General features: G+C 45.3%; 13 protein-coding genes. 4 read left to right on the plus strand and 9 right to left on the minus strand.

Translation table 11 applies throughout. From position 1 onward, the window contains the following. Position 1 precedes the first annotated feature (1 nt). Positions 2-4,120, plus strand: coding sequence for a M66 family metalloprotease (locus tag ACWPOD_RS00375; RefSeq protein ID WP_456231412.1), 4,119 nt, complete (start codon positions 2-4; stop codon positions 4,118-4,120). 70 nt (positions 4,121-4,190) lie between these two features. Here the strand turns inward: ACWPOD_RS00375 and ACWPOD_RS00380 are convergent, their stop codons facing one another. The 4 genes from ACWPOD_RS00380 to ACWPOD_RS00395 form a co-directional block, all read right to left on the minus strand. Beyond that, complete coding sequence (locus ACWPOD_RS00380; protein ID WP_005393690.1) at positions 4,191-4,373, minus strand: hypothetical protein; 183 nt, start codon at positions 4,371-4,373, stop codon at positions 4,191-4,193. Positions 4,374-4,537: 164 nt separating this feature from the next. After that, complete coding sequence (locus tag ACWPOD_RS00385) at positions 4,538-5,224, minus strand: helix-turn-helix transcriptional regulator (protein WP_005497912.1); 687 nt, start codon at positions 5,222-5,224, stop codon at positions 4,538-4,540. 47 nt (positions 5,225-5,271) lie between these two features. Beyond that, a complete protein-coding gene (locus ACWPOD_RS00390; protein ID WP_456231413.1) occupies positions 5,272-5,586 on the minus strand; it encodes a hypothetical protein in 315 nt (104 codons plus the stop codon). Between the two features lie 115 nt (positions 5,587-5,701). Continuing rightward, on the minus strand, positions 5,702-6,625 hold the full coding sequence (locus ACWPOD_RS00395) for a LysR family transcriptional regulator (RefSeq protein WP_053307145.1): 924 nt from the start codon (positions 6,623-6,625) through the stop codon (positions 5,702-5,704). A 138-nt stretch (positions 6,626-6,763) separates the two neighbouring features. Here ACWPOD_RS00395 and yjjG point away from each other — a divergent pair, with 138 nt between their 5' ends. Together yjjG and ACWPOD_RS00405 are read left to right on the plus strand one after the other, a co-directional pair. After that, on the plus strand, positions 6,764-7,438 hold the full coding sequence (gene yjjG / locus ACWPOD_RS00400; protein ID WP_029800868.1) for a pyrimidine 5'-nucleotidase: 675 nt from the start codon (positions 6,764-6,766) through the stop codon (positions 7,436-7,438). A gap of 51 nt (positions 7,439-7,489) precedes the next feature. Beyond that, positions 7,490-8,029 (plus strand): NUDIX domain-containing protein, encoded by a 540-nt coding sequence (locus ACWPOD_RS00405; RefSeq protein ID WP_456231414.1) that lies wholly within the window; start codon positions 7,490-7,492, stop codon positions 8,027-8,029. Positions 8,030-8,108: 79 nt separating this feature from the next. On the opposite strand, the gene ACWPOD_RS00410 is transcribed toward ACWPOD_RS00405, so the two are convergent. From ACWPOD_RS00410 to ACWPOD_RS00430, 5 genes are all read right to left on the minus strand, one after another. Further along, positions 8,109-8,543 carry a hypothetical protein gene (locus tag ACWPOD_RS00410; protein WP_005393700.1) on the minus strand — a complete coding sequence of 145 codons (435 nt, stop codon included), beginning with the start codon at positions 8,541-8,543 and terminating at the stop codon, positions 8,109-8,111. 20 nt (positions 8,544-8,563) lie between these two features. Beyond that, positions 8,564-9,115, minus strand: coding sequence for a YtfJ family protein (locus ACWPOD_RS00415; protein WP_029838455.1), 552 nt, complete (start codon positions 9,113-9,115; stop codon positions 8,564-8,566). Between the two features lie 79 nt (positions 9,116-9,194). Further along, on the minus strand, positions 9,195-9,914 hold the full coding sequence (locus tag ACWPOD_RS00420; RefSeq protein ID WP_020841751.1) for a carbonic anhydrase: 720 nt from the start codon (positions 9,912-9,914) through the stop codon (positions 9,195-9,197). Between the two features lie 78 nt (positions 9,915-9,992). Next, positions 9,993-11,336, minus strand: coding sequence for an OmpP1/FadL family transporter (locus ACWPOD_RS00425; RefSeq protein ID WP_256949404.1), 1,344 nt, complete (start codon positions 11,334-11,336; stop codon positions 9,993-9,995). Positions 11,337-12,044: 708 nt separating this feature from the next. After that, positions 12,045-13,301, minus strand: coding sequence for a type 2 secretion system lipase (locus ACWPOD_RS00430; protein ID WP_005395362.1), 1,257 nt, complete (start codon positions 13,299-13,301; stop codon positions 12,045-12,047). 466 nt (positions 13,302-13,767) lie between these two features. On the opposite strand from ACWPOD_RS00430, the gene ACWPOD_RS00435 reads away from it, so the two are divergent. Continuing rightward, positions 13,768-15,801 (plus strand): S8 family serine peptidase, encoded by a 2,034-nt coding sequence (locus tag ACWPOD_RS00435; protein WP_456231415.1) that lies wholly within the window; start codon positions 13,768-13,770, stop codon positions 15,799-15,801. Positions 15,802-15,810 lie beyond the last annotated feature (9 nt).

The raw sequence follows: 15,810 nt of genomic DNA on the forward strand, positions 1-15,810 counted from the left end.
AATGTTTAAAAAATTGACTCTGGTGTCAGCAATAACGGCCGCACTTGTAGGCTGTGGCGCAGATGATCAGGCGTATGACTATGTCGAAAGAGATGCAAAAGAAGTCGCAGTAAAAGATCTTAAAGACGGTCGTTGGTTTTACGTTCCGACGACTGGTGCCGCGCCACGCTTTGCTCTGAACCAATTCCCATTCTTGCAAGGTTCACCTCGTTACGTTGAGCTTTGTTTTACCAAAGAAGGTCTGGAAGTTCGCAGTTACGATAAAAACTACCCAGACGCGCATCTAAGCAAAGATGCCAATAATTACTGCGGTGAAGAGAAATTTGTCGCAGACGACGACGGCGTTAACTTCGCACAAGTGCTGACGATTCCGGGTGACTTTGCTGCGTATCGCTGTCAAGAAGACGCGCATGGTGATTGCACCAACAAAGAAGAAACCAACGAAGACGCAAGCTTAAACTACAAGAAGAAAACTCACTTCACTCCTCGTCCTGAAGATCTCGAAATTGCAGAATTCAATATGGAAGATCTGTATGGCATTACCGAGGGCATTGATGAAATTGGCACACCACGATTGATCTCGTGGGACTTTGACCCTAAAAACGGTCTTCTCAATTTCGAACTAGAGCGCACGTTCCGTATCGATTTAGATAATATTTCCGACTACATCAACTTTGCAACGAAAGCGAGCTTGGATGAAGCGCTTGTTGATGGCGCGTTTAAATCTCGTTTCTACTACTCGTTAGTGCACGAAAGTGAAGTGGTAACCGAAGGTTACCAACCGATCTTGTACCCAGTGGGTGATGAGAACGACATTGGTTTCTTCACCACGTCGACGAAAAAGCTTAACCCAGTCACGAATAAATACGACCGTGATGTGGTTTACCTCAATCGTTTCAACCCGAATCAAGGTTCTATCAAATACTACTTGAGCGATAACTTCTTTGAAGAGAAGAACAAGTTGTTCTTGGATGCAACGCTGCAATCGATCGACAAGATGAACCAAGCGCTGAATGTATTTGGGGCGGATGCAGGCAAGCCTGAAATCGAGATTGTGAACAAAACCAAAGCGGCTGGTATTCACCCAGGAGATCTGCGTTACAACGTGATTAATCTGATTGACGAGCCTCTAGCGAATGGTCTGCTTGGCTACGGCCCGTCGGTTTCTAACCCGATGACGGGGGAAATCATCAAAGGCCACGTGAACCAATACGCAGGCGTTGCAAGAACGGGTGTACCTTTCTATTGGGATAACTTGGCGCGATTCTACAATCGTAATCAGCTGGACTTAGATGGATTGGATCCACTGCCGACTAATAGTGAAACGGTGAAAACAGAGGTCGAGGATAGAGTTGAAGCCCTCTCGACAATGGCAGCAATGGCGAGCCTGAAATCGGATGAAAACATTTATGCGCCTTTCGTATCAAAAGAAGACATCGTTTCTGGAAAAGCGGCGACGAAGAGCCCAACTCAGCTAATGAAAAACTTCAATGATGACATGGAGTTTGAAAAGGTGGTTGAAGCTGAAGAGAACCGTTTGTCTTTCTGGGCAGAGAACAACGTCTATCCAATTGAAGCGTCGTGGGTTTCTTCAACTAACAAGGCCATGTTGGACAACTTGAAGTTGGACGACGAGCGTTACTTTGAGATCAAACTCGATGACGCAGGTAACGAAGTATCGCGTCAGCTTAAGCGCTGGAAATACCTGCCAAAAGAGTTGCAAGTGAAAGCCGCAGATGCGATTACGGTTGCGACTTACAGCAATACGCTCGTTCACGAGCTTGGCCACAACATGGGTCTGCGCCATAACTTTAAAGGCTCAAATGACAAAGCGAACTACTACACGCTAGAGCAAGCGCATCAACTTGGTTTGAACAACATTCCTGCTTACAGTTCGACGATGGACTACGCGCCAAGCATGTTGGATGAAACGCCAACTTGGGGTCTGTACGACATTGCGGCCTTTAAGTTTGGTTATGGTCGTAAAGTCGAGACGATTCAAGATTCTTCAGGCTCGGCTCCTGAACCTGTTGCGAAGCCGGCAGACAGTGCAAGCGATGAAGACAAAGCGGCATACGCCCGGTACCTCGCTGATCAGCAAGCCTACCAACAAAGCTTTGCATACAAGTTTGGCAACAATCCAGACAACACATCGCTGATGGTGTGTTCTGAAGTGAAGGCACTAACGGGGAACGAGAAAGGCAAATCACTCTACAACTGTGACTTTAGCCGATTCGATACCGCCGCGTTGTCTGATGATCCAGAACTGAATGCGAAAACTCGTTATGGCGCACTTTACTACCTAGATAAAGTGAATGAAATTGAGCGTAAGTCTTACGATTTCTGTACCGATGGGAACGTTTCTCTAAACAGCGACTGTAACCGTTTTGACGAAGGTACAAACCTAGAAGAAATTGTTTCTTACGAGTGGCAGAACTATCTCGATAGCTATGATCGACGCAACTTGGAGTTATATGGGACGACGGGATTATTCTCGTCCGATTATCCTGGTTACTTAGTGCGCCGTTACATGGAAATGAGCGCTATCCGTGACAAGATGGAAGATCTTGAGCGCATCGATAACCTGTACACCAATCTTGGTTACACTTCGTCAACGGATAAGCCGGGTGATTTCTTATTGCGCCTTGCTTCAAACCCTCAATACTGTAGCGAAGACAAAGCCGATAACTCATGGTTCTGTGATTACGCGAATGGGGCGAAAAAATCCGCGGCGTTCTTCCTTGATATCTTGCGCACACCAGAGCATCAATGTGTGATAGAAAATGCGGCAGGCAACCAAAAAGTGATTTCTTTTGGTCAACTGTTAGACAACAACTCACACCAAATTCCGGCTGATTACGATCTTTCAACAGCCAGCTGTTTTGATGATTTGGCAGCACGCTTTATCGAAGATTCAGATGAGGGCTATATAGCTGTTGCGGAAACTGCGAATGGACGCTTCCTAAACTCAATTGGTAGCTTTGACCCGGATTACCCTTGGTCAAATGCGGTGTCTGTGTTGGGTAACTGGCCAGACAAAGCGCTTGCGAGCTATTTCTTAGCACGTCGATTCTCGAACCGTTTTACTGATGAGGTGAGCTTTGCATCGCTGCTTGATATCCCTGGGGTGCAAGCTGAATACGAAGACATCATGGGCAACATCGTGGCAAATGACGCGTTAAATACACCAGTTAAACTGGTGGGTAAAGACGGTAAGGAATACACCAATCTAAAAGGTGTTACCGTGAACCTACACATCACTGAGCAAATGGAGTCCCTACCACCAATGCCTCGTGGTATTGCAAGATTCCTTGATATTGGTGCAGAAGGTCGCGGACGTGTTGGCGATGTCATCTTGAGAATGGGTGTGAACCAAATGAAGTCTTACGATTATACAGTGAAGACTCGTGGTCAATCTCAGTTTGATACGTTTACGAAGCAGCAAGACCGCTACGGTATCATCGCGGGTGACAAGGTTGAGTTTGTTATCGACGGCGAGAAGTTTGTGGCAACAAAAGCAAACAAGCTGGCTTACGACTACGCAAATCAACTGGTGACGTCCAAAGGTTACGATCTCAAAACGTACCTAGATAGCTATGAGCCTGCAACACTAAACAAGGTTGCAGAGAGCATCGATAGCGCTTGGGGGCCATTCCGAACAGCGATTGTCCCAGCGTTCCACGATCCTGTATTGCTGCTGGATGCACCAATGGTCAACGCAATGAAGCGAACCATTGATGCGGATATCGCGGCAGGTATGCTGTCGTTTAGCCAGTCTTTCATCAACTTTACGACAGCGAATGTGACTTCGGGTGATTTGGTCATCGATGCAACTTCGGGCACATTGAGCTACAAAGGTGGTAAAGCGCACGATGAGCTGAAAGCGTTCGAAGCTTACACTGATGCGATGCTTTTGATTTACAACGATCACGCCGAAGACATGATGTTCGCGGTCGACAATGTGTACGCAGGGTACATGGCGTCTTCAGATGCTGACAAAGAACTTTGGCTGAAAGATCTCAATATGATTCAAGCGTATTTGCGTGGTGATATCGGCGCTGTGGCTGGTGATTACTACAAGATGCTTGATCGCCTACCAACTGCAGTGAGTTTCCAGTAAATAACTCTTAATTCACTCATACAAAGGCCTGCAGCAATGCAGGCCTTTTTCGTCATAGGACTGATGGAATTTAGGAGTGAAAGATGATCTGTCCGTCTTCTGTCATCACAAGTGTCGCTTTGCTTTGTTCGATAAGTTGGGCAGCATAAGAAGGGGTAACGGCCTGCATATCACCTTTAGATCGAAGAGTTAAAGATTCCCACGCTTGATCTCGATATTTCCCTGCTTGGGTGTATTGAATCAGTACTTTCATAGCTTCACGCTCCGGTGTGGTTGACGTGCTACTTAAGTTAACGATCTTAGGTTGGTTGCGCATCTGTTAAAAATGAAACATTAGTTTAACCAAATGTGCCTTTCCAAATATCGCGCATTGAGCAGAGCAATTTAGAATCCTTGTGATGGAGGGATGAAAAACACTCAATCTTTCGATTCATACTGCGCAATATAATGTTTGAGAGATTTGGTTTCCGCACTCTGAAACTCTTCATCGTGCATACGCAGTGCTTGGATACGGTCGAGGCGGAACTGGCGGTAGTCATCGCGCAATTCGCACCAGGCGACCAGCGTCCAGACTTTGCCCCAAAAGAACTGGCCTAACGGTTGGATTTTTCTCTCGGTCACCTGTCCGCTTTCATCTTGGTAATCCAAACTGACCTTAAACTGATGATCAATCGCGTGGCGCAGAAGCTGCCCTCGTTTGGCAGTCTCGGATTGGGTATGATAATCGGGCACAATCAGCGGACAATCTTCCACTTGTTGTTTGAGCTTATCGGGCAATACCGAAAGTATTTTGGTGGACGCAGAGTGAGACGCTTCGGCAAGTTCGGCATCCGACCAGGCTCGAACCATCCGCATACCCAGTTCAAGCGCCATCATCTCTTTTTCTGAGAACATCAAAGGCGGCAGATGAGAGCCAGCTTGCAACAGGTAGCCGACACCTGCTTCACCTTGAATAGGAACACCAGAACTGAGCAACGACTGAATATCGCGATAAATCGTACGTTCGCTGACTTCCATTCTTTCTGCGAGCTCTTTCGCTGTCACGGCGTAACGCTTTGCGCGCAAAAGCGTCAGTAGCTCAAACAGTCGTTCTGATTTGCTCATGATGTTCCTTATCTAGACCTACTGGTTGTTAGTGGTAGTGTGGCTGATTACTTCTCTAGCTCACTGCACATTTTTAAGTTGTGATGTTTAAGCTCGAAGCTTTCGCAGTCAATCATTGATAACAGAGGCTGAAATTCAACGGCTTGCTTAATCTGTTTTCCCGCCTGTTTTGCATCGTCCATTGAACGCCAGTAAATGATGTCTGTCCACACATCGTCCGTCGCTTCGTGACTGAGTGAGCGATACAAAAAGCCCGGCAGATTCTTCACAAACGTTTGTGACTGTTTGGCAGCAGCGATCACGTCTTGCTCTGTTGTGCCTGCGGTTTGACGAAATTGCACAGTTTCGATAACGGTTTCCATATTGTGATTCCTTATTGGTTTTGGCGGATTGCCTGTTGAGTTCCAAATAAGGTTACGCGGATGGAATGTCAGAACATGTCAGTAGTGAAATCTCACTCACTTATCATCAATATGGTTATTTTTCTGGGCTGTTGTAACGATCCCAGTAAGGTAAATCTGTGCCGAGTTTTTCGCTGATAAAATCGATAAAGGCTCTTACTTTCAACGGCATGTGCTTGCGCTCAGGGAACACCGCATAAATGGCGTGTTCTGGTAGAGAATACTCTTCCATCACCGGTTTTAGATTTCCTGCGGCAAAGTCTCTTCCTGCAATAAACGTCGGCAGTTGCGCAATGCCCGAACCTCTCAACAGCAACTGGCGAATGGCTTCGCTGTTATTGACGATAAAGTTTCCTTTTGGAAGCACCTTGTATTCGCTGCCATTGTTGATGAACATCCATTCGACGCCGCCACGGAAATAGGAGTAGCGCAGGCAGTTGTGACCGACTAAATCACTTGGTTTTTGTGGTGTTCCAAACTCCGCTAAGTAATCTGGCGAGGCACAAAGCACACTTTTACAAGGGGCGAGACGTTTTGCGATTAGATTGGAAGAGGTGAGTTCACCAATACGGATCCCCAAATCAAAACCGTCTTTAACCAAATCGACCATTTTGTCTTCGAGGTTTAAATCCACTTCAATTTTCGGGTAACGAGCGAGAAACTCGCTGATCAAAGGCGCGATATGCAGCACACCGAAAGACATCGGCACGGTAATTTTGAGCCGACCTTGTGGAGAGCCTTGCAGTTCCGATACCGCGTCCACGCCTTGCTGGGCCAGATTGAGCGCTTGAGAAGCGTACTCAAAATAGCGTTCTCCCGCTTCGGTCAGGCTCAGCTTACGCGTGGTTCGGTTAAGGAGACGAATACCCAAATCGTCTTCTAGTTGGTTGATGCGTTTGCTTATCGCCGATTTCGTCAGATTCAGCTGTTTGGCCGCAAGGGAAAAGCTGCCGCATTCGACAACAGCAACAAAAACGGGCAGGGAGGCAATCGCGTTCACATCAATCTCCTATCATCGTGAAGCATTTATTGTTGAGCACAAGGATACAATTAATTTCCAATTATAGAGATTATCTTCAAGAAGAAAACAATCTAGACTATGCATCAGTATTACGACCTTGATTTTGGGAAGAAGAAAATGAAGTACGATTGGATCCTGTTTGACGCTGACGAAACCTTATTCCACTTTGATGCTTTCAAAGGTTTGCAGCTTATGTTTTCTCGCAAAGGCGTAGATTTTACTGAACAAGATTTTGCTCATTACCAAACCGTAAACAAACCGCTTTGGGTGGATTACCAAGACGGCAAAGTAACGGCAGATGAGCTAAAACATAACCGCTTTACCGAGTGGGCTGAGAAGTTGAATACCACAACAGCAGATCTCAATAGCGCATTTTTAGAAGCAATGGCCGATATTTGCAGTTTGTTGCCAGGTGCAAAAGAGCTGATGGAAGCGCTGCAAGGCAAAGCTAAAATGGGCATCATCACCAACGGTTTTACAGAGTTGCAAGCAATTCGCCTTGAGCGCACAGGGATGACTGAGTACTTCGATAAAGTGGTGATCTCTGAACAAGTGGGCGTCGCAAAACCGGACTTAGGCATTTTTGAATACGCGATGCAGCAAATGGGCAACCCATGCAAAACGCGTGTACTGATGGTGGGTGACAACCTGCATTCCGATATTCTTGGTGGCAATAACTTTGGTATTGAAACTTGCTGGTTAAATACCACAGGCGCAAGTGTCGATGAGCGTATCGCACCAAATTACACCGTTGAGTCTTTGAGTGAACTAAAGAACATTTTGGTGGCGTAACCGAATCGGGTATTATTCCGCAGTAACCCTCAGAAAAATCAAGGAATAACCATGCCAGACATCAAACAGCTAGACAGCAAAGTCGTTTACCAGAATAAGTGGATGACGGTGCGTGAGGACAAAATTTTACGTCCGAGCGGCGCAGAGGGCATCTATGGTGTGGTCGACAAATCTGATTGTGCTGCGATTCTGGCTATCGATAATGGGATGATTCACTTGGTTCAGCAGTACCGTTACACCGTAGGTCAACGTTGCTGGGAGATCCCACAAGGGGCGTGGGAATCAAACCCAGATGCGGATCATCTTGAGCTTGCCAAAGGTGAGCTACGTGAAGAAACGGGCATGCAGGCGAGCGCCATGGCGTATGTCGGCGCGCAGTTTATCGCATACGGCTTTTTGAATCAGACATGTCACGTCTACTTCGCCAGTGATTTAACGGACGTGGGCAATCAACTCGACAGTGAAGAAGAGGATTTGATCACTCGCGCTTTTTCTGTTGAGGAGTTCGAACAAATGATGATCGACGGCACGATCAAAGATTGTGTCACTATCGCGGCTTATGGTTTGGCGAAGCTGAAGAAATTCATTTAGTTATCCATGACGATTTTTTAATGAAAAAAGCGGCCTAGTGCCGCTGTTTTTAGTTTGGGAGAGCTCGTTGAGCCATCGCTTACTCGTCGATTTTCTTACCTAAAATTTCTACTTTTGCTTTCTTGGTCACCCCCGCGACTTGCAGCGCTGTGCTGCCAACCGATTCATAGTTCAACTCGATCTTGTCTAATTTCGCGTTATCTTTCGTTGGTAGGCTTAAGCTTCTTGATGACATGCCTTTAGTCAGAACACCTAAACTGTCGAACGTCTTTTCCTGACCATCTTTCATGATCACTTTAACGCTTTTCAGATCGACCGTACCTTGCGTACATTTGATTTTGATGTGGCTGAAACGAGCGTTAGCAAATGGGGACAGTGGATTGACTGTGTCGGTTTCCGATTTAAAACTGACGGTTTTATCTGCAATCTTGTCCCAATCGTTGTCTCCAGCAACCGATTGGAAAGAGGCCACAGCCGCTAAAAGACAGAGTGCGATGGTGTTGAACAGTTTCATAGCTTTTCCTTACCTTAGGTTTAGATATTCTGTTTAATCAGTTCGATGACGTGTGTGACTTCGTCTTGAGTTAAAGCCCCTTCTTTCACGAATAAAATTTCGCCTTGTTTATTTTGTACGATAATCGCAGAACTTTCTTGCTGTAGATCCCAAGTTGTTGCTAATACGCCATTTTTGTCTAACACCATGGAAGACCAAGAGAATGTCTTTTTGCTGTCCTCTGCCGACGATTTAACAAATGTACCGGTTCCCCATATGGCGTCTTCTTGGTTGATTACGGTTGTGGTCTGATACTGATCTTCAGGAAAGTGAGCGGCAGTGATTGCTGACATCAGCGGCGCGTTCATCTCTTTAGCTTTACTACGACCTGCAATGGCTTGTATCACACGGACTTTGCCTAACATCTGCTGAGTTGCCCAAGGTTGATAAGCCACATCGTCTCCTTGCAGCGTCATTTCGCCATAGGTATCAATGCTGACGGAAGGGGTAGTTTGACCGACAGAAAGGTTATGAGAGAAGGAGAGTGTCGGGGCGAGTGCGAGTAAGAGTGACAGAACAGATGGAGTTTTCATTGGGGGTTCCTGTAACTAAGTGAGGTTAGAGCGAATCAAAATAAGGGGCAAATACGATGCCCCTTATCGGATTTGGCGATTAGTTAGAAAGTACAACGCGCGCATTTAACGGTTGCAGCGGACGATTGTTTTGTCCCATGACTTCCATCAGTTTCGCGGCTTGATCTTTGGATAAGGTTTGAGTGTCTTTAAGCACAAACCAGCGCACACCTTCTGAACATGGTGGTGTGGTTAAGGAGCCGTTAAATCGATAGTAGTTTGCAGTTTTTGGCAGTAAGTCGTTAATCTCAAACGTATCTTTAAAGAACGTGGTTTGATTCTCTTGTGGGATTGCGTTGATCAGTTTAGACAGCGCTGCGTTTTGATCGCCTGCATCAAACATCACCGAAATTACCGCCAACTCGCCGTCTGCGTTGGCGTGTACAAAGTGCGCTTCAAGTGGATATTGGCGGCCTTTGATTTGGTTTTCTGAAGGTGTGTGGAAATGGAACTGTTGCAGCTCGAACGTCTCGCCATCGATGGTGAAGCTGTTACGTCCGTTCACTTGCGCTTGCAGCGTATGACCATTGTTGGTTAAACCAATGACCTGACCAGTGTACGAAAGGTTCAATGCTTCCAGTTTTGCATCGGCAGGGTTGTCGATGTTGATTGGGCTTTGGTTTTTTGTGGTAGCACAGTCTTTGGCGATTTCTCCCCAGTGCTCTGGCCCGTGTTTGTCATTGCCATAGCCCCATTCCGAAGCCTGAGCAGCGCTTAGAGTGAGAAGTGAGAGTGAAAAAGCAAGTAGTGTTTTGTTCATAATAATGTCTCTGTTCGGTCGCTTTGATAAGCGTTGTTACAAGGCAATGACCTAGAGGTTTGATCACTGCCTGACAAATTAGAAACGGTGGCTGAGTTGGGCACCAATTAGGAACGCATTTGAATGGGTCACGCCCGTCACCATCGGTGCAGGAACACCTTCATACGCGTACTCTTCTACGTTGACATCTTCACCAATCAAGTACGTCATGCCGATGTCAACCGTGGTATCTGATGACCATTGGTAAGAGGCCCCCGCGGATAACCAGTGACGGTTCGAATCTGGGATAGAAAGCGAAGTCAGCTCATCGACAGGTGTTTTGTCGAACATGTAACCCGTGCGAAGTGTCCAACGTTCATTGGCGTACCAAGTCGCACCGATGGAGTAGTGCGCGGAGTCTTGCCACTGAAAATCTTTTAGCAACTGATCATCAGCTTTCAAGCTGTCAAATGCTGACCAACCAATCCACTGCACAGAATAGTGCAGGGCAAATTTAGGTAAGACGCGGTGATAACCGGAAAACTCCGCAATATCCGGTAGCGGCATGGCAAGCGAGTCGTACGATTCGCCAGCAAAGTGGATGTCACCCTTGGCATTAATGTTAGGGCTGTGTTTGTAGCTCAAACCTAAGCGATGACGTTCGTTAAACTCGTACATTATGCCAATGTTCGCGCCAAGCCCAATGCCGCCAGCTTCCACATCAAGTGCGTTGCCTTTTACGGATCCACAACGTTGTTCTAGTTCGTTTCCAAGGATGTTCCCACCAACGCAAACACCCACGTCCATGTCGCGGTACAGCTCACCAGAGCCGTAAATCACATCAATACCACCACCGATACTAAAACGGTCGTTCACCTTGTATGCCAAGCTTGCACCAAGGTTGACACTCGCTACGCTGGTGACACCGCCAAAAACAGGTGCGCCATAGTTTGGTTTAAACTCCATGTCGGTTCCGAAGTTGGAGTATGCCGATAAGCCTAGATACCAGTCGTCGTTGATAGGGTGAATAAAGTAAAAATTGGGTACAACGGCTGGTTGACCAACGCCATCGACGTCATCAATGTCTGTCACGGTTTGAGAGAAGGACGGGGTAATGTCAACTTGAGGGGACGGAGGAAAACCGCCCATACCAACATTGACATCCGCATTAATATTAGCTCGATGATATTGCGCATTTTTAACGGTAACGTCAGGTTTGACGTAAGTGACACCGAACGATAAGGCATTTTGTTTAAACAGCGTCATCGCTGCGGCGTTGCGGCTGACTACAGACGCATTATCACCAATAACAGCATCACCAGCAAAAGCACGACCAAGACCCGTCGCCGAATGTTCGTTAATTTGAAAACCACCGGCATACGCCGTCGAGGAGGCTAACCCGATTAATAAATAAATCGGTGAAAGAGTTAATTGTCGCTGCATGTTTTTCTCATGAATTAATTAGAAGTTGTATTGCAACGAAAATCAGTAAAATAAACAAATCTGACCAGTGTATTTAGGAGTAAAACTAACAGTGTGCTGACAATAAGTAAATTTAACTTAATAAATATTTATTGGTGAATTTATTAATGCTTCATGGCGTGAATATAGTAGTTATTTATGTGTAAATTAAATTCTGAACCTCTATTTTTATTTTTGCGGTATTACTTCTCTATTTTTATTGTGCTGACTGTTCCCTAACAAATAGAGGGAAATCCAGCGATAAAGTGTCCGTGATGGAAACTCTGAGTCATTTGTATTTCCATTGCATCCCAACGTTGGTAGTTCGAATCAGCAAGAGAACTATCGTTTTAAACCCACATGACACACTCCTCTCGGTCTTACCTGTGTTATGTGGGTATTTTTTATTTAACTTGTCACTTAACTCTTCTTTAAATTCAATAATCAAAAATGACCATGATGAAATTTAAATGGATTGCATGTTGAATAAGTTTAGATTTTACTGGTATTTAAAAGTTTTGTTTATAATACTTATAACTTGAAATTTTGTATTTTAATTATTGTTCATCTATATTTAAATATAAAGTAGACTCATGTATATGAAAACAAAATGGCCACGATATTTCGTGGCCATTTTTAATCATCAACGTATTTATGATAATTAAGAGTTTAACCTATAAGAAAGTCTTATTAAAAGCGAAACTCTTCTAAGTTATTGCTGCTTTCCAACATTTTTTCAGCAACATAACGATGCGTGGCTGTGGTTGGGTGAGTCACATCCCAGAACACAAACTTATCTGCGCCAGATGCTGCACATTCAGAACGTAATGAGTGAGTGTACATGTAATCCACAGAAGATGAGCGGTTGATGTCCAGACAAGGATCACTTGCATTCACGAACCCGTGTTCTTCTGGTGCCGAGGTTAACGTCTCAAACAGCGCGTGCGTATCAAACAATGAAATGTTGTAACCTTGAGCTTTATAGTACATCGCTTGTGCTTTGATGAACTCGTTCATTTTCAATACTTTCGCGCGAATCGTTTCAATTTCTTCCTGCGTTGAGTATTTGAACTGTGGTGCTTTGGTTGCGTCTGGCAGTGTCATCAACATGAAGTTCTTCGCGCCCGCGTCTGTTAGACGAATCAGAGCTTCAGCGTAATCCGCTTTTACTTCCGGCACGCTACGGTTGTAGTTCATGAAATCATTTAAACCAAACTCCAACGTAAACAATGTGTTTGCTGGGTTGTAGTTTTTCGCCAGTTTTGTGTAGGTCAAGTAAGAAGAAACTTGTTCGCCGACACCTGTTAGCGCAATGTATTGGTTCTCACCTGCTGCGCCGCCAACTGCCCAGTTATAAAGCGGTAAGTTTTTGGCTTTAGCAACGTATTCCGTCCAAACAAAACCGTTCGAGAAGTGACCTAAGAACCAGCTGTTTGGGTTAGGGAAGCGCCATTGGGAAGCGTTAAAGATGTTGCCTGTATCAGATAAGCTGTCGCCCAAAGCCACTACTTTGTTGATTTGATCTGGTTGCATTGCAGCATCATTGCTCCAGATCGTGTGGTTATAAGAATAGCGATTGTCAGCAGCAAAAAACGTAATGTCTGCGTTCTCGTTCGCCAGATCTAGTGTTTCTTCACAGCGCTGGCGAATCACGTTTTGTGAAGTGTTGGTGTAGAACATGTTTTTAAATGAAACAGAGCTCCACCAATAACCGTCGATAGTGAAGTCACTACCATCTTGGTTTTTTGCCCATTTCCAGTCGGTAGCCGCATCATCCTTAGAGTGGCTCGTACGATACCAGCAGCGAACGTAAGTATAGGTTTGATTTTCTTGCGTGCTGACCACTTCAGACGCAGAAACCATTTCTGGTGATAATGTTGGCTCCTCTGCAACGGCAGAGGCAAGCGGAAGTAATGCAGTTAATAGTGTGATTGTTTTTTTCATCATTCACTCTTCTTGTAATGGTTATGGTTCCGAATACGTGAATACGCTCGGCTATAACAGTATTTAGATGAGAATTTTTCTCACTAAACCTTCTAATTCTGAGTAAATACTCAAGACAGTCAACAACTAAATATTCAATATTTCAGTTTTGGCACCACGGTCAAAAAATCCATTCAGCATAGCAATCGATTAAACGTGTGCTATTTAGAATAATTACTCACTAACATTAATTTAACATGCACTTTTTGTTAATTAAGTGATTGCTTTATAAGGTTTTGTTTATGCTTTTTGATGTTAACTAAAAATGTTTATTGAATGATCTTTTGTACAAAGTTGTATATTCATGAAACAAATTGTTTGGCATTTTTGGCCTATAAACTATAGCTGAAGCTCTCATGCAAACATCATGGTGATGACTTTTCATGGGAATATAGTGAATAAAAATTAGCTCAAATAAGGAATAGGGCAAATGCACTACACAACAAGTAAAAAACAAGGCTTATTTTCGTTGTCTGCCGTAGCGATAGCACTGACCACTTCTATGTCAGCGTTTGCGGCTCCACCAATGGGATTTGATGAATCTAAGTTACCGACGAAGTACATCGTCAAATTCAAAGAAGATGCAGTCAGCCGATCTTCAATGGGTGGTAACTCTTTTTGGGGACCACGAATCGCGCAGGAGTCTGTTTTAGAACAGGTGAAGGCACGTAAGGTGGAAAAACTGGGTAATCGCGCCATTTACAGCGTTGAGTTGGATGGTGATGACTTAGAACCACTTCGTAATCGCAGTGATGTGGAATATGTCGAAGTCGATCCGCCTCGCTATTTGCTCAGTGAAACTACCCCGTGGGGTTATGAAGCGGTTAATGCTCAACAGTTAGACGACTTCAATGCTGGTAATCGCACTGTATGTATTATCGATTCAGGGTACGACATCTCGCACAACGACCTAAGCGGTAACCGTGTTGCAGGTACCAACGATAGTGGTACAGGGTCATGGAGCGATCCGGGTAACAATAACGCCCACGGTACTCACGTAGCAGGTACTATCGCAGCGATTGCCAACACCGAAGGTGTGAAGGGTGTGATGCCAAACCAGAATGTGAATTTGCACATCGTGAAAGTATTTAACGAATCAGGTTGGGGTTACTCATCTGGACTTGTTAAAGCGATCCAAACGTGTGCAGATAATGGTGCCAACGTTGTGAACATGAGTCTTGGTGGTAGTCAATCAAGCCGAACTGAGCAAAATGCACTGCAAAACATTTACGATCAAGGCGTTCTGCTAATCGCCGCAGCTGGTAATGACGGTAACACCGCACACAGCTACCCAGCTTCTTACGATTCAGTTATGTCTGTTGCTGCTGTCGATAACCAAAATGATCATGCGGCGTTCTCGCAATCTACTGATCAAGTTGAGATCTCTGGCCCAGGTGTGGCGATCTTATCAACGGTTACGGTAGGCGAAGGTAAACTTTCTGATATTACCTTGAATGGCGTAAGCCAATTTGATCGCGGCATTGTCCCTCACAATCGTTTGATCAATAACGGTTCTTCGTATGTTCCGGATCCAATCGCTGGTTCAGTAACAGCAATGCTAGATAGCTGTGATGTATCTGGCGGTAACTTTAACTGTGGTGATATGTCGGGCAAAATTTGTTTGACTGAACGTATTGGCAACCAGTCTTCAGGTAACTACCCAGAAGTGGATGCGGTTCAAGCTTGTTACAATGCAGGTGCACGAGCGGCAATCGTATACAGCAACTCTGAACTACCTGGTTTGCAAAACCCATTCTTGGTTGACACAAACAACGCTTATCGCATGGTTTCGATGACGGTTGACCGTGCATTTGGTCAAGAGTTGCTGGGGTATGTAGGTCAAGAAATTACGGTTTCAACTACCTCTGGTGAAGATTACGAGTACTACAATGGTACATCGATGGCAACACCTCATGTAACTGGCGTAGCAGGCTTGGTGTGGAGTTACCACCCAACGTGTACAGCAGCGCAAGTACGTAATGCCCTAGTTCAAACGGCAACAGACATTGATGTCGCTGGACGAGACAACCGCACAGGTCACGGCCTAGTGAATGCGGAAGCGGCGAAACTGTTCTTGGATGCGGGCTGTAACGGTCCTGACGGTGGCGGTAGCTCTTCGGACTCTAGCTTCTCAAACACCAACCCTGTTGCGATTCCTGACAACAAATCTGCTGGCGCAATCAGCGCAGTAGATGTCGATCGCTCTGGTGATTCAGGTACAGTAAGTATTGACGTTGATATTAGCCACACTTACATCGGTGACCTACGAGTGACGCTAACTTCACCTACTGGTGGAGAAGTCGTGCTTCACGATAATACTGGCGGCAGCGCTAACGATATCAAAGCCACTTTCCAAGCGGATTTCTCTGGTTTTGAATCACAAGGTTCTTGGGAACTAAAAGCGGTAGACAGTGCCAGAAGAGACACAGGCACAATCAACAGTTGGACTCTGACTTTTCAATAAGGAGTGGCT

The organism is Vibrio sp. JZG120 (assembly GCF_053890955.1).

Bases quoted from the DNA above. Each gene is read 5' to 3' on its own strand.
- ACWPOD_RS00375 (WP_456231412.1), top strand. From the start codon at position 2: ATGTTTAAAAAATTGACTCTGGTGTCAGCAATAACGGCCGCACTTGTA.
- ACWPOD_RS00380 (WP_005393690.1), bottom strand. From the start codon at position 4,373: ATGAAAGTACTGATTCAATACACCCAAGCAGGGAAATATCGAGATCAA.
- ACWPOD_RS00385 (WP_005497912.1), bottom strand. From the start codon at position 5,224: ATGAGCAAATCAGAACGACTGTTTGAGCTACTGACGCTTTTGCGCGCA.
- ACWPOD_RS00390 (WP_456231413.1), bottom strand. From the start codon at position 5,586: ATGGAAACCGTTATCGAAACTGTGCAATTTCGTCAAACCGCAGGCACA.
- yjjG (WP_029800868.1), top strand. From the start codon at position 6,764: ATGAAGTACGATTGGATCCTGTTTGACGCTGACGAAACCTTATTCCAC.
- ACWPOD_RS00405 (WP_456231414.1), top strand. From the start codon at position 7,490: ATGCCAGACATCAAACAGCTAGACAGCAAAGTCGTTTACCAGAATAAG.
- ACWPOD_RS00410 (WP_005393700.1), bottom strand. From the start codon at position 8,543: ATGAAACTGTTCAACACCATCGCACTCTGTCTTTTAGCGGCTGTGGCC.
- ACWPOD_RS00415 (WP_029838455.1), bottom strand. From the start codon at position 9,115: ATGAAAACTCCATCTGTTCTGTCACTCTTACTCGCACTCGCCCCGACA.
- ACWPOD_RS00420 (WP_020841751.1), bottom strand. From the start codon at position 9,914: ATGAACAAAACACTACTTGCTTTTTCACTCTCACTTCTCACTCTAAGC.
- ACWPOD_RS00425 (WP_256949404.1), bottom strand. From the start codon at position 11,336: ATGCAGCGACAATTAACTCTTTCACCGATTTATTTATTAATCGGGTTA.
- ACWPOD_RS00430 (WP_005395362.1), bottom strand. From the start codon at position 13,301: ATGATGAAAAAAACAATCACACTATTAACTGCATTACTTCCGCTTGCC.
- ACWPOD_RS00435 (WP_456231415.1), top strand. From the start codon at position 13,768: ATGCACTACACAACAAGTAAAAAACAAGGCTTATTTTCGTTGTCTGCC.